At 46.4% G+C, this 19,104-nt stretch carries 17 protein-coding genes and 1 tRNA gene; 11 read left to right on the top strand and 7 right to left on the bottom strand.

The window, feature by feature from the left end:
• The first annotated feature begins 212 nt into the window (after positions 1-212).
• Together HMPREF1152_RS01185 and HMPREF1152_RS01180 are read left to right on the top strand one after the other, a co-directional pair.
• The gene (locus tag HMPREF1152_RS01185; protein WP_009643320.1) at positions 213-1,469 is read left to right on the top strand and encodes a PTS sugar transporter subunit IIC; all 1,257 of its coding nucleotides are present in this window, start codon (positions 213-215) and stop codon (positions 1,467-1,469) included.
• The gene (locus tag HMPREF1152_RS01180; RefSeq protein ID WP_009643318.1) at positions 1,435-2,298 is read left to right on the top strand and encodes an alpha/beta hydrolase; all 864 of its coding nucleotides are present in this window, start codon (positions 1,435-1,437) and stop codon (positions 2,296-2,298) included. The genes HMPREF1152_RS01185 and HMPREF1152_RS01180 overlap by 35 nt, the downstream gene beginning before the upstream one ends.
• A 76-nt stretch (positions 2,299-2,374) precedes the next feature.
• On the opposite strand, the gene HMPREF1152_RS08830 is transcribed toward HMPREF1152_RS01180, so the two are convergent.
• Positions 2,375-3,094, bottom strand: coding sequence for a TIGR01906 family membrane protein (locus tag HMPREF1152_RS08830; RefSeq protein ID WP_050992588.1), 720 nt, complete (start codon positions 3,092-3,094; stop codon positions 2,375-2,377).
• A gap of 339 nt (positions 3,095-3,433) precedes the next feature.
• Between HMPREF1152_RS08830 and rd the strand changes: the two genes are divergently transcribed.
• Positions 3,434-3,598: a rubredoxin gene (gene rd, locus HMPREF1152_RS01170; protein WP_009643306.1), complete on the top strand. Its 165-nt coding sequence runs from the start codon at positions 3,434-3,436 to the stop codon at positions 3,596-3,598.
• 58 nt (positions 3,599-3,656) lie between these two features.
• On the opposite strand, the gene HMPREF1152_RS01165 is transcribed toward rd, so the two are convergent.
• Positions 3,657-4,400: a DUF134 domain-containing protein gene (locus HMPREF1152_RS01165; RefSeq protein WP_242822259.1), complete on the bottom strand. Its 744-nt coding sequence runs from the start codon at positions 4,398-4,400 to the stop codon at positions 3,657-3,659.
• A gap of 189 nt (positions 4,401-4,589) precedes the next feature.
• Here HMPREF1152_RS01165 and HMPREF1152_RS01160 point away from each other — a divergent pair, with 189 nt between their 5' ends.
• Both HMPREF1152_RS01160 and hisC read left to right on the top strand, forming a co-directional pair.
• Complete coding sequence (locus HMPREF1152_RS01160) at positions 4,590-4,904, top strand: YerC/YecD family TrpR-related protein (protein WP_009643302.1); 315 nt, start codon at positions 4,590-4,592, stop codon at positions 4,902-4,904.
• A 53-nt stretch (positions 4,905-4,957) separates the two neighbouring features.
• On the top strand, positions 4,958-6,016 hold the full coding sequence (gene hisC / locus HMPREF1152_RS01155; protein WP_009643315.1) for a histidinol-phosphate transaminase: 1,059 nt from the start codon (positions 4,958-4,960) through the stop codon (positions 6,014-6,016).
• Between the two features lie 253 nt (positions 6,017-6,269).
• On the opposite strand, the gene nadE is transcribed toward hisC, so the two are convergent.
• Both nadE and hydF read right to left on the bottom strand, forming a co-directional pair.
• The gene (gene nadE, locus HMPREF1152_RS01150) at positions 6,270-7,007 is read right to left on the bottom strand and encodes an NAD(+) synthase (RefSeq protein WP_009643287.1); all 738 of its coding nucleotides are present in this window, start codon (positions 7,005-7,007) and stop codon (positions 6,270-6,272) included.
• Positions 6,997-8,232 (bottom strand): [FeFe] hydrogenase H-cluster maturation GTPase HydF, encoded by a 1,236-nt coding sequence (hydF, locus tag HMPREF1152_RS01145; RefSeq protein ID WP_036381375.1) that lies wholly within the window; start codon positions 8,230-8,232, stop codon positions 6,997-6,999. Before hydF ends, nadE begins: the two co-directional genes overlap by 11 nt.
• Positions 8,233-8,362: 130 nt before the next feature.
• On the opposite strand from hydF, the gene HMPREF1152_RS01140 reads away from it, so the two are divergent.
• The 5 genes from HMPREF1152_RS01140 to HMPREF1152_RS01120 all read left to right on the top strand — a co-directional run bounded on the left by HMPREF1152_RS01140 (position 8,363) and on the right by HMPREF1152_RS01120 (position 14,642).
• Positions 8,363-9,322 carry a 3'-5' exoribonuclease YhaM family protein gene (locus HMPREF1152_RS01140; protein WP_009643289.1) on the top strand — a complete coding sequence of 320 codons (960 nt, stop codon included), beginning with the start codon at positions 8,363-8,365 and terminating at the stop codon, positions 9,320-9,322.
• A gap of 27 nt (positions 9,323-9,349) precedes the next feature.
• Positions 9,350-11,575: an SF1B family DNA helicase RecD2 gene (gene recD2, locus HMPREF1152_RS01135; RefSeq protein ID WP_009643329.1), complete on the top strand. Its 2,226-nt coding sequence runs from the start codon at positions 9,350-9,352 to the stop codon at positions 11,573-11,575.
• A 12-nt stretch (positions 11,576-11,587) separates the two neighbouring features.
• Positions 11,588-12,400: a ComF family protein gene (locus HMPREF1152_RS01130; RefSeq protein WP_156791930.1), complete on the top strand. Its 813-nt coding sequence runs from the start codon at positions 11,588-11,590 to the stop codon at positions 12,398-12,400.
• A 253-nt stretch (positions 12,401-12,653) separates the two neighbouring features.
• Positions 12,654-14,027 carry a class II fumarate hydratase gene (locus HMPREF1152_RS01125; RefSeq protein ID WP_009643314.1) on the top strand — a complete coding sequence of 458 codons (1,374 nt, stop codon included), beginning with the start codon at positions 12,654-12,656 and terminating at the stop codon, positions 14,025-14,027.
• A gap of 12 nt (positions 14,028-14,039) precedes the next feature.
• Positions 14,040-14,642: a hypothetical protein gene (locus HMPREF1152_RS01120; RefSeq protein WP_009643316.1), complete on the top strand. Its 603-nt coding sequence runs from the start codon at positions 14,040-14,042 to the stop codon at positions 14,640-14,642.
• Positions 14,643-14,982: 340 nt separating this feature from the next.
• Here the strand turns inward: HMPREF1152_RS01120 and HMPREF1152_RS09770 are convergent, their stop codons facing one another.
• The 3 genes from HMPREF1152_RS09770 to HMPREF1152_RS01105 form a co-directional block, all read right to left on the bottom strand.
• Positions 14,983-15,204, bottom strand: a complete 222-nt coding sequence (locus HMPREF1152_RS09770) for a hypothetical protein (RefSeq protein WP_009643304.1) — start codon at positions 15,202-15,204, stop codon at positions 14,983-14,985.
• An 81-nt stretch (positions 15,205-15,285) separates the two neighbouring features.
• Positions 15,286-15,804 carry a hypothetical protein gene (locus HMPREF1152_RS01110; protein ID WP_009643293.1) on the bottom strand — a complete coding sequence of 173 codons (519 nt, stop codon included), beginning with the start codon at positions 15,802-15,804 and terminating at the stop codon, positions 15,286-15,288.
• 198 nt (positions 15,805-16,002) lie between these two features.
• A tRNA-Gly gene (locus tag HMPREF1152_RS01105) sits at positions 16,003-16,076 on the bottom strand.
• Positions 16,077-16,491: 415 nt separating this feature from the next.
• Here HMPREF1152_RS01105 and HMPREF1152_RS01100 point away from each other — a divergent pair.
• Positions 16,492-19,104, top strand: a complete 2,613-nt coding sequence (locus tag HMPREF1152_RS01100; RefSeq protein WP_009643332.1) for an ABC transporter ATP-binding protein/permease — start codon at positions 16,492-16,494, stop codon at positions 19,102-19,104.

Genomic DNA, 19,104 nt, shown 5'->3' with positions numbered 1-19,104 from the left:
TGTCAGAGAAGTTCACCGAAAATATCAGTAATCATTTGTTGTCTATCAAAGAATCAATATCATGTGTGATATGATACGAGATATAGTAGCGGCTTTGTCTAAGCATGCATGTGGCATGCACGTGAACCGAAGGAGTATAGGATACAATCCGAGTTATTATGCAGCAGAAACTTATTAACATAATTCTATCAACAAGAAGACGCCGAATTGTCATGATTGCACAAAAAACGCTGGTTTCTATCTTCCCGTTCCTGCTTATCGCGACAATCGTTTTAGTGATTTCTGAGGCGGTCTTCAATGAAGGCGGATATATCAATAACCTGTTTAAAGTCTCAAGCTGGTTCCCTCGCTTCAATCTAATAGACCGGGTTACATCCAATCTGATATCGTTGCTGGGAGGTCTAACAGCTACGATTACCGCTTATTTCGCTGCAAAATACACAGCGAGAGCATATGAACGAAGTGCAGGAACTGCGGGGATCACTGCACTGATTTTCAGCTTGATCGTCAACTCGAGAGAGCTCTTTGCTAAATTTATAAATGATGGTGAACTCACAAGGATTAATTTACCTGTCAACTTTAATCTGTTTATTGCGATATGCATTGGCTATCTGATCGGTCAGATCTTCCGCCTGCTCAGTCCTGCCGGTCACCGGATTGTCGATGACAATTACGTTTATCATCCACGAACCGGCCGCCCGGTTTTTGTATCGATTGCTGTAGCTGTACTGTGTAATTCTTTGATATCACTTGGAACACGTTATAACGTGTTTTCTTATATCGGCACAGTGTTCAGTAATTTCTTCAAGATAGGTTCAGGCGTGCGTCAGGTAGCGGTCGATACTGTGCTGAGGAGTGTGTCCGCGTGGGTCGGCAACAGCTCAGTGTATAACGAAATCGGTTTTATCAGTGATCCGGACGCCATCATCAATCTGAATTCTGCACTGGGAAGCGGAACGACAAGCTCTATACCAAAGCTTTTTACAGATACGAACCTTTACGCGGCATATGGAGGCCTGGCGGGGCTTGGCGGCACTCTGGCCCTGATCGTGGCTATTCTATGGAAATCTGCAAGTGATAAAGACCAGAATATCGGGATAAGAAGCATTTTCCCGGCTCTGTTTAACCATGGTGTTCCGGCGATGGTAGGAATTCCGGTCTTTTTAAATTTAATATACCTGGTTCCGTTTATTGTTGTACCGCTCGTCAATGTGCTGCTGGCAGCAGTTTTGTTGTATTTCAAAATAGTCCCTCCGGCGGTTTATCCCGTACCGGCGGGTACACCTAATATACTGTATGCGTTTGTAGGAACCGCAGGGAGCATACGTGCATTGACGGCTTCCATAGCGCTGTTTGTCTTGGATATATTGATTTATGTTCAGTTCGTCAAGCTGGATAATCGTGTGCATGAGATGCTTTTGAAGGAGGATATGGATGGAAAGGAAAATCGGGATGAAGAAATCGATTAAGCGCACCTTGCTCGGTATACTCCTGTTTGTTACAGTGCTCACTATCCCGTCGTTTACATGGACAAAGAGTAATGTTAAGAATATTGAGACCTTCTACAATTCCCGTTTATCGCCTATTATCATGATTCCGGGAAGCTCGGCGACTGAAGATCGATTTGACAGTCTGGTTGACAAGCTGAATATGAACAGGCAGGAAGACAAACACAGCCTGCTCAAGGTCAAGGTCTGGAATAACGGGAGGATTACATATTCAGGCAGCATCAGCCCTAATGATAATGAGCCTGTCATTGTCGTCGGCTTTGAGAACAACAATGACGGATATGGGAATATAAAGAAGCAGGCGTCCATGTTCAACTCAGCTTTCAATGACCTGCAGAATAAATATAGCTTTAATAACTTTAAGGGGTTGGGTCATTCCAACGGAGGTCTGATTTATACTGCATTTATTGAAAAATATTTAGGGAATTATGATGTGGAGCTCAAGCGGCTGATGACCATCGGAACTCCATATAATTTTTCTGAAACAAATATCAACAATAAATCCCAGATGTTAGCGGATTTCATAGCTAATCGGGGGAATATACCCACAGGCATGTCTATGTATTCAGTGGCAGGTACCATTACATATGATTCAGACGAACTGGTGCCTGACAGCAGTGTGAGTGCCGGAAAGTACATCTATCAGGGACAGGTTGCACATTATACTGAAACGACGGTTACCGGTGAAGATGCTCAACACTCTGATCTGCCGACCAATGATGAAGTTGTTTCTATCATTCAGCAACGCATCGAGGATCCGCAGGATCGTAACGATAAACGCAGACGATAGAGCTTCTTTATCTCACATGGCATATTAATTGTTTTTATAGGCGATAAGGACAAGGCAATTTGCTTTAATTCCTATCTTATTTGCAGCAGGAGTTTTGTAATACGCCGACAATCAGATTAACGGATATGACAATTACAGAATATATTCCAACGATAGTCAATGCCATATGTATGAAAAACGACTCCGGCAGCAGATTAATGAGATCATCGGTATTTGGATCCAGCAGCCAGTAATCATTTTTAAACAGTAAATGATGAAATATGGTAAATGCTTTGTCAAAATTTATAGATATTATCCCTATCAGAGATGCGAAAACGATATTCGTAATAACGCAGGTGAAGACGAAAAGTTTGCATAACGAAGCTGTTATGGAAGGACGGTGATCCTTAGGTTTTGAATTATAAAAAATTCCGGTAGCAATCAAATATGCACTGCTGATTGCGAATATAAGCGCAGACAGTCTTCTAATTCTATAAGATCTCAGAAAGATTCTTTTGACATCACTGAGGTGAAGCTTTTCACGCTCTGTATAAAATTCCTGTAAGCGAGAATCGGCTACAATCTTAATATTATTAAGAGTATTTCGATTTCCTCGCAGATATTCCAGCATACCGTTAAAGGCGGTCATTATGTTTTGCATGTCTATTTCACGATTCAGATTGCCCTGTACTTCATTTTCTTCAAACTGATGCTGATAATACCCCGGAATATGGTATACAGCAATGTCTGCGGCGGTGAACAGAGCTGTTGTCATGAAGGCCAAAGCACAAATGATAGTAATTAGTCTGAGTTTCAAATCCTAATTTCCTTTCTTCCCGTCAATTAAATCTATCATTATCTGCGCATTTCTACAAGTAAATCGGAACATCTCAATAATTGTAATTACCGAATACAGGGTAGTGCCGAGATTGTTTCGCAGATTCAGTGTTGACAGCTCAAATTGAACGCTGCTCGGTGAATCAATACTTACCGACAGGCAGAGGCCGTCATATAGCTAAAAGATGCTGTAATATGACAATTAAATAATTATATGCAAAAGCAGAGAATATGCTTTACAATTAAATTGGATATGATACAATTGATTTACAAACAATTGATTGCAAAATTAAGATTTAATTTAGAGGAGGGCATTACTATGCAGAAGTATGTATGTGACGTTTGCGGATACGTTTATGATCCGGCAGTTGGTGATCCGGATAACGGAATCGAGCCGGGAACAGCTTTCGAGGATTTACCGGATGACTGGGTTTGCCCGCTTTGCGAAGTTAGCAAGGATATGTTTTCCGAGTATGAAGATTAATTAAACAGAGATCAAAAGACTGAATGCGGCAGGGTGCATCCCTGCCGCATTCATAGTTTTACAGGTTATGACAACCGTGGTTTCCGCATCCTCCTTCATGGTGATGATGTTCTCCGTGGTGGTTGCACTGAACATCCGGATTGAATTCCAGTTCATCCTTGAGCAGCATCTCGACAGCCTCGTCCGTATTCCCTGAAACTCCGCCGAACAGCTTGATGTCTGCATCTCTCAAAGCCTGTTGTGCACCGCCGCCGATTCCTCCGCATATAAGTGTATCGACCTTATTAGCAGTCAGAAATCCTGCAAGTGCGCCGTGACCTGCACCTTTGGTATCGACAACCCGAGATGTAATAACCTTACCGTCTTCCACATCGTAAAGCTTGAATTGTGAAGTTTTACCGAAGTGCTGAAAAATATTTCCGTTGTCATACGTTACTGCAATTCTCATAATTTGATCTCCTTTATCTGTTCTTGTTCCTATGTTGTAATCAACAACGTCATACTGCAGATGCACATGCCCCCCTTCGATCAGCAGAAGCTTGCCGTTTACAATTGCGTCAGCCAGCTTTGTTCTGGCTCTTTCATAGATAGCCGTAACTGTAGTTCTGGCCACATTCATCCTATTTGCTGCCAGCTCTTGATTCAGATGCTCAAGATCAATCAGCCTTATGGTCTCAAATTCATCTACAGATAGAACAATCTGTTCTCCATAAGTTATGCCTTGTGGCTCGAATTGCGTGTATTCAGGCATAGTTTCAACCTGTCTTGATTTGGTTTTTCTTCCGGGCATATTATTCTCCATCCACAATTATTGACATATGTCATTATTATGTTACAGCAGTCTGCATTTAAAGTCAACAATTATGACATATGTCGATAATAGTATTATGCAAATATGCCTCATGGTACGAGAGAATATGCTGTTTGAATTTAATACGCTAAAGTGGTAACATGAACACATATATTACGCTTAAGAATTCAGAGGTGTCATATGAATAAAACCGAATCAAAATGGCTGCATAATTTTGTTACTGCAATCCTATCCCTGGAGACTGAGGAAGAGTGCGAGAATTTCTTTGAAGATATATGCACTATCAAGGAGTTTCAGGATTTGACTCACAGACTTGAGGTCGCTCGGCTGCTATCTGAAGGCAAGGTCTTCAACGAGATCAGCAAACTCACAGGTGCCAGCTCGGCGACCATCACCAGAGTCAACAAGTGCCTCGTATATGGTGCGGGCGGCTACAAAACTGTACTTGAGAAAAATGGAAATTTTGCAGATGGAGAGGTAACAGAAGAACGATAGCATCCAAGTAACGATAGGCTGATAGTAATATTAGTAACAAGATCGAGATAAAAATGAGCAGATTTATTAGAGAATTATATAAGGATTTCAAATCATATATGCCGGGCGAGCAGCCTAAGGATCGCAAATACCTCAAGCTCAATACCAACGAGTCGCCATTTCCGCCGGCTCCCGAGGTCTATCAGGCGATGCGTGATGCAGACATGGAGCAGATGAGGTTGTATCCGGATCCGACGGGGAGCAAGCTCAAGGGCAAGCTGGCGCAGCTATACAAGGTGCAGCCCGGGAATATCTTTCTGTCAAACGGTTCGGACGACATACTCAACTTCGCCTTCATGGCTTGGAACGATTCAGCGGACACCTTGGTAATACCTGACGTCACATACAGCTTTTACGAGGTTGCTGCGAAGCTGCACGAAGTGAATTACGAGATCAAGCCGCTCAAGGAGGACTTGACAGTGGACTGGCAAGGCTACATCGGGATCGGGAAGAACCTCATTCTTCCAAATCCAAATGCTCCTACCGGCATCGCACTTACCCGCGTTCAGATAGAGGCAATCGTCAACTCAAATCCTGACAACGTGATCGTCATCGACGAGGCGTACGCCGGCTTTGGCGCGGAGTCCGCAGTTCCTCTGACGGTGAAGTACGACAACCTGCTGGTGGTGCAGACCTTCTCCAAGTCGAGGAGCTTTGCCGGAGGACGGCTTGGTCTTGCAGTAGGAGACGAGGCGTTAATTCAGGATCTAACCAAGATGCAGTATTCCACGAACCCGTATGCAGTCAATGCGATGTCACTCATATTGGCGGAGGTGGCGGTCGATGCGGACCTCTACTATCAGGAGAACCTGCAATCGATCATAGAATCGAGAGAGTATACAGCGGAGAGATTGCGTGAGCTGGGCTTCGCGGTGCTGCCGTCTAAGGCAAACTTCCTTTACATCAAGCTGGAAGGCTTCGGAGGGCGGGAGCTGTACGAGAGGCTCAAGGAACGCGGGGTGCTCGTGCGTCACTTTGCTAAGCCGAGGATAGACGATTATATCAGGGTTACCATCGGCACAAAACCACAGATGGATGAGCTTATAGCCGTGATGTCAGAGGTTATCGGATGAGGATACTCTAATATATTCAAAAGACGAGCAAAATTAGATATTGAACAGGATGCATAGAAAACTTAAGGAAGAGGGAAGCACCATAATAATGGTTACGCATGATATGGAGCTGCTAAAATACGCAAGTAGAGTTATCAGTCTGTAAACGCGACTTATTTGCTTATAGCATAAAATTAATAAGAAAATGAACGAAGAGCTAAGCATTTGTTAGCTCTTCAAAATATTTGCAGATCTTTGGTAACAGGACTGATAACTATCCTTCATACTTAAAGCTGTCCATATATCTCAACTTAAAGAGATTGCGCTCATGAAGCGTATCGATGCGCTCCTTAGCTGTCGCATCCTCGATTTCACCGGTGCGTATGTAGCGGTCGAGTACCTCGTAAGTGAATCCGAGCTTGTCCTCATCGGACATTCCGCTCAATCCGTCTGATGGAACCTTTTCAATCAGAATATCAGGTACACCAAGCACTCTGCCCATGGCACGAATTTCTGCGGTTGTAAATGAAGAAATAGGGCTGAAATCTCCTGCCGCATCTCCGTACCTCGTCGAATATCCGACCCAGTCCTCGGAGAGGTTGCAGGTGTTCGCTACTCTGCCGTTCCTGGATTGTCCGACAGCGTAGAGTGTAGCCATTCTGAGGCGTGGAGCGAGGTTGATCAGCGAATCCTTGCTCAGTTCACCGATTGCGCACTCGATGTCCTTTACGGCGCCGTTGTATGCGGCCGCTATATTGATCACGTAGTGATTGATGCCCAGGTGATTGACGAGGAGCAGTGCCATATCCATGTCGCTCTGCTCGCCGTTAGGCATCATGATACCGATTACTCTGTCCTTACCGAGAGCCTCTACCAGAAGTGCGGCGGTAATCGAGCTGTCCTTGCCTCCGCTTATGCCGATAATAGCGTTGCAGTCAGGTCCGTTTTCAGCGAACCAATCCTGAATCCATTTTACCGTTGCTTCTACAGCTTTGCTTGCATCAAAATCCATTGTCGATCCTCCGTAAACCAAATGGGCGTATCGCCCGTTCCAGTATGCCGTTGCAGTATGCGATGACCATTCCGTAGTTCGCAATAGGGACACCCTGCGCATCCGCTTCTCTGAGCCTATACTGCATCTCACGCCTATTAAGCATGCAGGCGCCGCAGTGGATGATCAGCTTGTATTTGCTGAGATCCCCGGGGTATTCGCCGCCGGAGGTCCAGTCAAATTCCACATCCGGCTGCACCTTGCGCACCAGCTTTGGAATCTTGACAGTTCCGATGTCGTTGCACTGGCGGTGGTGCGTGCAGCCTTCGCTGATGAGTACCTTGTCGCCCGCTGCCAGAGTACCGAGGGCAAGCGCCCCGCGGAGCTGCAGCTCCAGGTTGCCCTTTTGTCTTGAAAATATAATCGAAAACGACGTAAGCGGCATGTCTGCCGGGATGTCATTTGCCACTGACTTGAACGCCTGTGAATCAGTTATCACGATATCCGGAGATCTCCCGAGTGCAGCCAGCGCAGACTTTACCTCTGCTTCCTTGGACACCAGTGCCATTGCGCCCTTATCCAGTATGTCGCGGATTACCTGTTGCTGTGGGAGGATGAGCCTGCCCTTTGGTGCAGCTGAATCGATTGGAGTCACCAGCAGTACTACGTCTCCGGCGTTTACAATCCCGTCAGTCAGTCCAATCTCAGGCTCTTCGAACCGGGCGGCGCTGACGATGGCTTGCTTGAGTCTGTCTATACCGGTACCGTTTAGTGCGTTTGTACAGACCGGTGCGATGTCCGCGGGCAGATCGAACTGACTGCGAATCTCGGCCTCTTCAGCACCGCCCTCATATTTGTTAATAGCTACTACAGCAGGGAGCTTGCGCTTTCCGGCTTCCGCCAAAAACTCCCGTGCCATCTCGGGAAATTGCGATTCGTGCCTGGTTGCGTCGAGCACGAATACGGCGAGATCACATTTTCGCAGGATCTCGTATGACTTGTCAACTCTCTTGAGCCCGAGCTCACCCTCGTCATCAAGCCCGGCCGTATCTATGAACAGAACCGGCCCGAGCGGCAGCAGCTCCATGCTCTTGTAGACCGGATCGGTTGTGGTGCCGGCAACCTCGGATGTCAGCACTAATTCCTGCCCGAGAAGTTTATTAACGAGTGAAGATTTACCGGCATTGCGTGGGCCAAAAAGCCCGATTGTAAATCTATTTCCTGAAGGAGTATCGTTTAATCCCATTTTCAAGACCTTTCATCATAATATATTTAATTTTATCACATGTGCAAAGTGCCCTCAACGGAGGGCTGTATGGTGTGGCAGTGCCCTGTGAAGTGGTGTATAATCAATAGACGCATGAGGAGGTAAGCACATGAAAAATGTGAATGTAATAGATATTAAACCGGGCTCCAATATCACTGATTTTTTCATGATTAAGGCGACATCGATAAAGGTCGGTTCTAACGGCAAGGAGTATCATGATCTTACACTCACCGATGCGACGGGGGATCTCTCCGCCAAGAAGTGGGATGTCGATGAGAGCAACGTGGAGTTCCTCAAGTCACTCAAGGTTGGCGATGTGATTAAGGTCAGAGGAACAGTAACCGATTGGAAGGGGCAGACTCAGCTTAGGATAGGACAGATTAGACTGGCTACAGAGGCTGACAATCTCGTGATGAGCAATTTCGTTAAGTCTGCACCGGAGAAGCCGACCGATATGTACGATTACATCATCGGCGAGATTAACGCTATGCAGGATGAAGAGCTCAAAAAGCTTTGTCTGCACCTGTATGAGGGTAATAGAGAGAAGCTCCTGTATTATCCGGCAGCTATGTCCAACCATCACGCTGAATACGGTGGGCTGCTGTATCACATCAAGCGCATGATGATGAGCGCAAATCGCTTGTGCGAGGTATACACCAATCTATCCAGAGATCTTCTGTTAGCCGGGGTTGCGATTCACGATATCGAGAAGCTCAATGAGATCCTGTCTGATAAGAACGGAGTGTCGCCGGGATATTCGTTCAAGGGGCAGATGCTCGGCCACATCGTGCAGGGCATCACTCTTATAAATGATCTGTGTAAGGAGTTCGGCATCGGCGAGGAGAAGGCTGTATTGCTCGAGCACATGATACTCTCTCATCACTACGAACCTGAATTTGGAAGCCCCAAGAAGCCGTTGTTCCCGGAGGCGGAAATGCTTCACTATCTGGATATTGTCGATGCCAGGATGTTCGACATGGAGGAGGGGCTAAAGGGAGTAGAGGACGGAGAGTTCGGAGACCGCGTATGGCCGCTGGACAACAGAAGGCTGTACAAGCGTACGTTCTAGCCCGACTGATCGGAAAGTTTATTACTGATGGCAATGACTGAAACCAAGATCGGCAAGATTACACAAGTTATCTACAATAATGAATCCAACGGCTTCGCAATCTGCCTGTTCGAGACGGAGGACGAACAATTTAAAATCTCCGGGACGTTCCATGCGATCAACAGGGAGATAACGTATAAGCTGGAGGGCTATTTCAAAAATCACCCGCGCTACGGTGAGCAGTTTAACGTGTCCGGATATGAGGAGCAGATGCCGGACGACGCAGAGGGAATCAGAATATTCCTTGCATCCGGGGCGATTCGTGGTATCGGGCCCAATATGGCCGGGAGAATTGTAGATAAGTTTGGCAAGGCGTCACTCGACATAATCGATGAAGACCCTGATGCGTTGCTCTGCATCAACGGTCTGGGTCCCAAGACGGTGGATAAGATAGTCAAGTCTTATCGGGAGTCGCGCGAATTTACCAAGATTTCGCTGGGGCTCGGAGAGTATGGCGTCATGCCGTCTCAGGCGGTCAGGATTTACAAGCTCTATGTGGATAAGTCACTTGAGGTGGTGAGACAGAACCCGTACACACTGGTGGAAGATATTTATGGAATCAGCTTCAGCAAGGCGGATGAGATCGCCGGTAAGATCGGAATAGAGCAGGAGAGCGAATTCCGTGTACAGAGCGGTATCAAGTACGCGCTGTCAGTATTTGCCGGCAATGGCAGTACGCATGTACCCAAAGACGTGCTGATTGAGAGCTCTATCAGGCTGCTGGATGTATCCGGTGAGCTAATCGAGGAGAACCTGGTGGCGCTGGCTTTTTCCGGTCAAATAGAGACTGACTCGCTGGACGGAGTGCCGGTTGTGTATCAACACTTCTTCTACCGGGCAGAGCAGAGCGTCACCTTCCACATCAAGAGGATAATGAACGGCTTCATGCCACCGACGGCTGCGAATGTCGACAACCTCATCAACGCTGCCGAGGCAGGTGAACGAATCCGACTATCCGGAGATCAGCGCAAGGCGATACGCGCTGCGCTGACCAACAAAATCACCATCATCACCGGAGGTCCGGGTACCGGAAAAACGACTATAATTAATCTCATCGTCAAGATTTTCAAGCAAATGGGTATTTCGGTTGCCCTTGCTGCTCCGACCGGCCGTGCGGCTAAACGTATAACCGAGACTGCGGGCGTTGAAGCGATGACGATTCACAGGCTGCTTGAATACGTGTACTCCGAGGATGATAACCAGATGGAGTTTGGCAGAAACGAAGACAATCCGCTTGAAGAGGACGCGTTTATTGTTGACGAGGCGTCCATGATCGACTTGATGCTGATGGACGGATTCCTGCAGGCGCTGGACAATGACAGCAGACTCATCATCGTCGGTGATGCGGATCAGCTGCCTTCAGTGGGGGCAGGCAACATCCTCCACGATATGATTAACAGTGAATATGTGCCTACGATCAGGCTTGAGGAAATATTCAGACAGGCCGGCGAGAGTCATATAGTTGTCAATGCTCACTCTATAAATAACGGAGAATACCCTGAGTTCAATGGTAAGGACAGCGATTTTTTCTTTATGCATAGGAGCGGTGAAGCGGATATCAGGGACACGATTGAAGAGCTCGTAACAGGCAGACTTGCAAGCTACTACGATTTCGTCAAGGACAGCAGCGATGTACAGGTTCTTACACCTACCAGAAAGGGCGGACTTGGGACGGCCAGTCTCAACGAACTGCTGCAGAGCGTGATTAACCCGGCGATGCCTGCCAGAAATGAGAGAAAATTCGGCAGCAAGACCTTACGAGAGGGTGACAAGGTCATGCAGATAAGAAACAATTACCGGATGGAGTGGCGGCAGCTTGGCAGACAGAGCGGACGCGGGATTTTCAACGGAGATATGGGCGTCATCGACACCATAGATACCGACAACGCTAAGGTAATTGTTGATTTTGACGGCAAATTCGTGACGTACGACAACGAGGAATTGGACGAGCTCGAACTGGCTTACGCTGTAACCGTGCATAAGAGCCAAGGCTGCGAATTTCCCGCTGTAATCATCCCCATATCAGGATTTCCGCCGATGCTGGCTACGAGAAATCTTCTATATACAGCGATTACCAGAGGCAAAAAGCTGGTAATCCTGGTTGGCTCCGAGGAGCGCATGCAGAGGATGATAGATAACAACAGAATAGATGAGCGCTATACGGGACTTGAAGACAGGCTGCGTGAGATAGATCTGGGGCGCGGCCTGACATAGGTCAAGCACAAAATGTGTGCTGAAGGGAAAATCTCCTGCGATATCATTGTATTAAGTGATGTCACAGGAGGTTTTGATTTGAAGCACATAATACTTGACTTGGTGTACCCGGTATCACTCTATTGTATCTGCTGCCACCGATTTGTCGATGAATCCATGCCATACAGTCTGTGCAGCACTTGCCTCAGTAAGCTGCGATGGGCTAATTCCAGGACCTGCGACAAGTGCGGTAAAATCCTAGGAGACCATAATCCGATGTCGATCTGCTATAGCTGCAGGGAACACGGACATTCATTTGACAGAGGATATACATGCGCGGAGTATGGGATGTACGAGAAGGAGATAATTTTCAATCTCAAGTACAGGCATAAGACTCATATTGCGCCGATTATAGCGGAAATCATGCACGACAGGATGGACGCCGTCGTGATGGAAGAGTATCCGGATGTGATAATTCCGGTTCCGATGCATGTTAACAAGGAGCGGAGGCGCGGATTCAATCAGGCTGCATTGATTGCCAAGGCTTTTGCGCGCCTAGAAGGTATGGAATACAGGGGAGATCTCGTCCTGCGCAGCAAAAGCACAAGGGTGATGAAGAGGCTATCGCCGGAGGAAAGACTGAACAATGTGAGGTCGGCGTTTGAGCTGTACGAAGGAACCCGACGATATATTTCCGGCAAAAATATCTGTGTAGTTGATGACATCTATACGACTGGAGCTACTGTTGACTCTATGGCGAGGCTTCTCAAGGGGGCGGGCGCGACGCGGGTCGATGTGATGACCTTTGCGGCGGGCGCGGACATGATTAAGGAAGAGGCTATCTGATTGTAAATACGAGGTCAAAAATGATATTCTAAAGCATAAGGATATGCAAGGTCATGTTCGTGGTTGAAAGTCCAAGCCAGCTACGGGCAAAGGGATCCACGTAAGCTGCTGCGGGGACGGCAGTGATCATGGCGTAGTTTAGAAGTAAGTCCTCCGAGAAACTCGGGTTAAGGCGAGTGTGGGGTCAAAGACCAGGTCGAGTGACCGTGCCGTATCCTTTATTTTTATTGAGAGCAATTCAGGGAGAAACAACATGGAATACAGGATTGAGCGAGATACTATGGGCGAGGTCAAGGTGCCGTCAGATAAGCTGTGGGGCGCTCAGACGCAGCGCAGCTCCATGAATTTCAAGGTAGGCAGGCACATGCCTGTCGAGATTATACGTGCTTTTGCGTATCTCAAGAATGCAGCAGCCTGCGCCAATATGGAGCTTGGAAAGCTGGCGCCGGAGAAGGCTTCATACATAATGATTATCTGTGATCAGATACTTAACGGTGAGCTTGACGACCAATTCCCGCTCGTAGTATACCAGACTGGCAGCGGCACACAAACCAATATGAATGTCAACGAGGTCATTGCCGGAAGAGCGAGAGAGATGGCCGGCATGGCGGTGCTCCATCCAAATGACGATGTAAATATGTCTCAGAGTTCCAACGATACTTTCCCGACAGCCATGAGCATTGCGGCGGTGTTTGTTATGGAGGATAGAGTTTTGCCGGCACTGTCTCAGATGATTGAGACGCTCAAGGGGCTGGAAGAAAAATACATGAATGTAATTAAAACCGGCAGGACTCATCTGCAGGATGCTGTTCCTATGACCTTTGGACAGGAGGTCAGCGGCTGGCGTTCAATGTTTGAGCACGATTACTGCAATCTTGAGAATTCCCTTGCCGGGTTGCGCGAGATTGCTCTAGGAGGAACAGCCATCGGTACAGGGCTCAACGCACCTCCCGGATTTGCAGAACGAGCTGCCGGTGCGTTGTCTGACCTGACAGGGAAGGCATTTGTGACTGCGCACAACAAATTCCATACACTCAGCTCCAAGGACGCATACGTATTTGCACACGGCGCGCTCAAGGGTTTGGCAGCAGATCTGATGAAGATGGCTAACGATATAAGATGGCTGTCCAGTGGGCCTAGGTGCGGATTGGGGGAGATTCATATCCCGGAGAACGAACCTGGAAGCTCAATCATGCCGGGCAAGGTTAATCCGACACAGACTGAATCAGCGACTATGGTTGCCGTAAGGGTTATGGGCAACGATACGGTAGTTGGCATGGCAGCTTCACAGGGTAATTTTGAACTAAATATATTTATGCCTGTACTTATCGATGCCTTTATTGAATCGGCAAATTTGCTGGCTGATTCGCTGATTTCGCTAGACGAACATTGTGTTTGCGGGATAACAGTTAACGAGGACAAGATGAATGAAAACGCGAGTCGCTCATTGATGGTAGCAGCAGCCCTCAATCTGTATATAGGGTATGAAAACGCCGCAAAGGTTGCCAAGAAGGCATATGCAGATAACTCGACGCTCTGCGAAGCGGGAGTTTTGCTGGGGCTATTTACAGCTGAAGAGTATAGCGAATGGGTAAATCTGGCAGAGATGGCAGGAATTGATAAATAGGGAGAAGAGAGAATGGATAATAACGAACGTGATATTTATTACTGCCAGCTGCCGCTGGTCAAGATGCTGTGCAGCAAGTGGGCAGAGGCGCATCCAAACCGCAAGCGTGCTAATCGCACAGTGCTTGCAGCAATTATACTCGGATTCGGACTGATTTTAGTAGTGCTGTACTATTTAATTAAGAATCCGAATGCTTCACAGTGGTACCTGCACATCTCAATTTGGATTGCGGCGCTGTTAATCTATTTGTCAGGAAGACGCCGTAACGCAGAGAGTAACCCTCCCTTTAAGGGATTGCTCAATGTTAGATATGAGATGAGCGATGAGGGGATTTATTATATCTATCAGGAGAGGCTCACTGTATACACTTATTTTATAGCAGATAGCGACATCGATGAAATCGTGTACGATGAAGATTTTCAAGTGCTGCATATTATCGGAAAGGGCGAGGTGACAGCACAGACTAGAAAGGGCGCGACGGAACCTAAGCCTGTAAATGAATACTACTGCTTGTTGCCTTATGATAAATTTGATATCGACGATATACTTGGGCCTTATGGTGAGATGATTAAAAAGGTGCACGGGGATTTGCGCAGAAAGTTTGCTGCAAAATAGGCTTAGCTTATAGGGCAAAAATGAGCTATCGAGCTATCTGTCCGAAAGGCGTTGGCAAAGCCGCTGCAATCGTTGAAATTTCAATGACTTCAGCGGTTGCATCGTTTTGAAATAAGATATGGGGCGAATATCTTGAATGATATTCTATATTGAGACTGTCAATAGGGTCGCCAATTTCGGTGAGACTCTTCTCTAACTGCCATAGAGGGCTAATTTACAGAAAAAATCCCCCACCTCAAAGCATCTCATACACTCGGTGAATAAAATGTGCCGATTATGCAGCACTGGATAGCACCTGCAATCAGTAGCTTCTTCATCGAGCTTCACTCACACTTCACTGTCAGTTGAATCGTTTGTAGTACTTCCCGTTAAAACGCTTCTGCATGGTGATCGGCGGTTTACGATTGACATTGGCTTCTACGATGAACCCGAAGTACCTATAAATCTTTTTGTAAAGAGATTCTTGATCTATGGTTTTGACGTCTATTTCATCTAGGCCTGTTGAGCTATCATAACCATATTTTATTTTAAATGCTTCATTGAAATAGTAGCTTTTATCCATGACATCATAATAAATATAGCGACTTTTTTTCTCTGCAGTATTGTAATTTATGATAACTCGTTCACTATCTGTAAATTTACATTAAAAACTTTTCTTTTCCCGTAAATACATATAGAAGGTATAATTGAAGCCCGACAAGAATCCCGCTCCAAGGTATCCGCCTCTTGGTAGATCCCGTGAACCGTTTAACCCTACCATTCCCAGCGTAGTATCATAGATAATACCGTCTTGTTTTGCTAAATTAGACGACTCCGGAATTAATTCCACGAGATTGGCGAGGTCGGTTGCTACACCTTGTGCGGTATCTATGTCATAAGATATGAAGCTGAGCACTACGGATTGCTCGTTCGTAGTGCCGTGTTCCACTATTCTGTAGTTTATAGAAATGTTGTTAGCGTTATTATACAGAACCGATATAGAGTTGCCGATGGCATTAGGGAAGAACTGCTCTCCTGAGAATCCGATACCTCTAATACTCCCGTTCCTGTGCTGATATCTCCGATGTCCGCATAGTCCGCAGCCATTGCAATTGGACTTAGATTGAATAGAATAATACAAATTAAAATCAGTATAGAAGAACTTCTTTTTATCATTACACACAGCTCCTAACGTAAACCACACTCTAATATATTTACGTTGACACTTATAGCACCAAATTGATCATTATTCAATATATTATCCGCATTATTTAAGGGCGGCACACTGATATGCTCCCTTTATGAGAGACAGTGAAACAAAAAACACTGTTGATCATGAAAAGAGCATATCACACTTTTTTAGTGTGCTATGCTCTTTCTTTGGAGCAGGTGAAGGGAATCGAACCCTCGACGCAAGCTTGGGAAGCTCGAATTTTACCATTAAACTACACCTGCGCAGATATTGAATTCAGCTTTTACATTATAAACCTAACGGCGAGGTTGGTCAATTAAATCGACATTTAATCGCTTAATTTTAATCGTTTAATATAGATTAAGGCAGATCAAATAGGTGACAGATTAGAGAGACGTATAGGGAAAGACCGGAACAACCCAAGCAAAGCTCAAATGAACTTGATAAAGCCCGGTGTGATACCGTAGGGATAATGTCCTATTTATCTACCTGCAAATGTCCGGCTCTCAATATGTCCGTATTTCGTGCCATATGAATTAAGAATCCCGTCTAATTATTAATAATCTATTATGAGCATATTAATAAATATTGTCTTATATTGAAAACAATTCACTTCCCCTTTACAATCAATTCATACGAAATAGTGTTCGCAACTAGTAATGAACACGGGAGGAACATATGTCACACATGATTGAGCTGAATCGAGTATCCAAATATTACACCAACAGGGATACTGTCAGTACGGGGCTTTCCAAAGTAAGCCTCAACTTGGACATGGGAGAGTTTGTCGCCATCACCGGTGAGAGCGGCAGCGGCAAATCCACCTTGCTCAACGTCATTTCCGGCCTCGATACCTATGAGGAAGGTGAGATGTTTGTCGGAGGGCAGGATACCAGTGCCTTCAAGACTGTAGATTATGAACGATATAGAAAAACTTATATTGGCAATATTTTCCAGGACTTCAACCTGGTAAACAGCTACACTGTGTACCAGAATATCGAGCTGTCGATGCTTATGTGCGGCATGAAGCGGAGTGAATGCCGTGATCGTGTCAATGAGCTTATCGACCTCGTAGATCTCGGAGAATATAGGAGGACTAAAGCTTCGAGGCTTTCCGGTGGTCAGAAGCAGAGGGTGGCGATTGCGAGAGCGCTGGCCAAGGATGCTCCTATAATCGTAGCCGACGAGCCGACCGGCAATCTCGACTCAGTTTCGGCAGCCAAGGTAATGGAGACTCTGCACCGGATCTCCAAGGATAAGCTGGTTGTCATAGTTACTCACAACTACGAGCAGGCAGAGCCGTTTGTGACACGCAAGATAACTGTGCACGACGGCAAGATTATGGAAGACAAGGAGATAAGGGCGCATCAGAGTATTGACGAGTCCGAGCTTGTGTTGCCGGGAATTGTGTTCGACGAAGAAGATGAACAGTTAGCGGACAGCGACAGAACAGTGAACGAGTCTCCATCAGAGGCAGAAGCAGGAACAGCTGCTGGAGACACGGCAACTGCTTCGATAACAGCGGAGTATGCGGACGTTGCTGATAGGATTGCACATGAGGAAGCCGAGGAAGGGCAAGCAACGGCTGCTCCGGCTCGCATGAGCAGGGTGGCGAGAAATGCCGGGAGGGAGCCGGCGAAGCCTATTTTTGACATAAGCAAGCGTGCAGACAATGGCAAGAGCGAGCATGCGGACAAACGCACAGAGAGAAGGAAGAGAACTGCGGCGACAGTGACTTGTCGAGACGATATGGGTGTTGGCAACGAGCTTAGGCTAGGTGCGAGAAACACCTTCAACCTGCCGGCCAAGTTTATATTGCTGTTTTTTATCTATGTATTTGTAGCGACATCGGTGCTGAGTCTGTACGCATCTAACAAGAGCTCGCTTCACAACATGGAGATTAGCGGCCTCAACAATCAGTTCTTCACGAATACGAGCCCAGAGCGAATAATCGTCAAGAAGGCGGATAATTCTGCATTTACAGATGAGGATTATGTCAGACTGTCTCGCATGAAGCATGTAAAGAGTATAGTTAAGGAAGATCCTGTGGTTGATTCGATATTCTCGATCAATGCGGATTTCTATGCAGCAGGGTCGCTGCACCCGGATCACAAGATTAAGCAATCTGATCTCACCTATGGCACATTACCGAAGGCAGATAACGACATCGTGCTTGTGACAGATAAGACGACTCAGTCGTATCAGGATATCGTAGCCAACAAGGATGCGATTATCGGCAAGGAGTTTGATTTCGGAGACGATGCAACCGGTGCAACACTGCCGGCAGGCAAGGTTAGAATTACAGGCATCATTATTTACAGCGACGGGGAAGGCTCGGAGATTAACCCGATGTCGGGAACCGTTAAGTACTATTGTTCCGACGCGTTCGCAAGGAAAGTCGTTATCAACTCGTTGAGCAACAAGTCCAAGGCAGTTATCGATTATAACGGTCAGAAGGTTAAGCAGACCAATGTAGGGGCATTCGTCGAACCGAATGCAAATGTTCCCAAGGGTGAAGCATACATCTTTGAAGATCAGAACAAGAACTATAAGGATGAAAAGTGGCAGAATCAACCGCTGGGAATCTCAATTTCAAACATTTATTTCTCTTCATCAGTGTCACTCAAGACGACAAAGAGCGTGACGAAGAGTAACGCTACCAAGCTGCTCGGCATATCCAAGGATGACTATGAGAACAAGACAGCTAAGGTATATATCAATCCTGAGGATTCAGCAGAGCTGTTCAATAAGGGTACCTATCAGGTTAGTGTCTTTGCAGACAACGATCTCAACATTGACGAGCTGGTGACTGCGATTAACAAGACGGGGCTGTATAAGCAATTTGCCATGAAGAAAATGGTGGACAAGAAGAATCCGACACCGCAGATGTTCTTAAGCAGGACAATGGCAATAATATTTACTGCAGTTGCTCTCGTGGTGCTGTTCTTTATAGCGTACATGATAATTCGTCTCATCATGAGATCGAGGAACTCGTACTATGCAACTCTCAGAATCCTCGGCGGTACACGTAAGAATACCAGCGCCATACTCAGAATTGAGCTCCTCATAATGATGGTGATAGCACTGGCAATCGACTTCACAGGCATATTACTGATGAAGGCCGGCTTAGTAAATATCAAGGTGCTCAAGTCTGCGATGATGTTCCTCGATTTCAAGGACTATATCATCCTGACTGCGGCGTTGCTGCTGATGTCACTACTCATCGCTAACAGGTATTCACGCAAGATATTCGGCAGATCAGCCATGAATGTATACAGGGAGGAGGAATAG

It is taken from the genome of Mogibacterium sp. CM50 (assembly GCF_000293155.1).
GTDB classification, from domain to species: Bacteria; Bacillota; Clostridia; order Peptostreptococcales; family Anaerovoracaceae; genus Mogibacterium; species Mogibacterium timidum.
This window is presented reverse-complemented; position numbering and strand designations above follow the sequence as displayed.

What these genes read in the sequence shown, in the direction of transcription:
- HMPREF1152_RS01165 (WP_242822259.1), bottom strand. Translation starts at nt 4,400, where the DNA reads ATGGAGAATAATATGCCCGGAAGAAAAACCAAATCAAGACAGGTTGAA.
- HMPREF1152_RS01185 (WP_009643320.1), top strand. Translation starts at nt 213, where the DNA reads ATGATTGCACAAAAAACGCTGGTTTCTATCTTCCCGTTCCTGCTTATC.
- HMPREF1152_RS09770 (WP_009643304.1), bottom strand. Translation starts at nt 15,204, where the DNA reads ATGGATAAAAGCTACTATTTCAATGAAGCATTTAAAATAAAATATGGT.
- hisC (WP_009643315.1), top strand. Translation starts at nt 4,958, where the DNA reads ATGAGCAGATTTATTAGAGAATTATATAAGGATTTCAAATCATATATG.
- hydF (WP_036381375.1), bottom strand. Translation starts at nt 8,232, where the DNA reads ATGGGATTAAACGATACTCCTTCAGGAAATAGATTTACAATCGGGCTT.
- HMPREF1152_RS01160 (WP_009643302.1), top strand. Translation starts at nt 4,590, where the DNA reads ATGAATAAAACCGAATCAAAATGGCTGCATAATTTTGTTACTGCAATC.
- HMPREF1152_RS01130 (WP_156791930.1), top strand. Translation starts at nt 11,588, where the DNA reads ATGTGTGCTGAAGGGAAAATCTCCTGCGATATCATTGTATTAAGTGAT.
- HMPREF1152_RS01140 (WP_009643289.1), top strand. Translation starts at nt 8,363, where the DNA reads ATGAAAAATGTGAATGTAATAGATATTAAACCGGGCTCCAATATCACT.
- rd (WP_009643306.1), top strand. Translation starts at nt 3,434, where the DNA reads ATGCAGAAGTATGTATGTGACGTTTGCGGATACGTTTATGATCCGGCA.
- HMPREF1152_RS01100 (WP_009643332.1), top strand. Translation starts at nt 16,492, where the DNA reads ATGTCACACATGATTGAGCTGAATCGAGTATCCAAATATTACACCAAC.
- HMPREF1152_RS01120 (WP_009643316.1), top strand. Translation starts at nt 14,040, where the DNA reads ATGGATAATAACGAACGTGATATTTATTACTGCCAGCTGCCGCTGGTC.
- recD2 (WP_009643329.1), top strand. Translation starts at nt 9,350, where the DNA reads ATGGCAATGACTGAAACCAAGATCGGCAAGATTACACAAGTTATCTAC.
- HMPREF1152_RS01125 (WP_009643314.1), top strand. Translation starts at nt 12,654, where the DNA reads ATGGAATACAGGATTGAGCGAGATACTATGGGCGAGGTCAAGGTGCCG.
- HMPREF1152_RS01180 (WP_009643318.1), top strand. Translation starts at nt 1,435, where the DNA reads ATGGAAAGGAAAATCGGGATGAAGAAATCGATTAAGCGCACCTTGCTC.
- nadE (WP_009643287.1), bottom strand. Translation starts at nt 7,007, where the DNA reads ATGGATTTTGATGCAAGCAAAGCTGTAGAAGCAACGGTAAAATGGATT.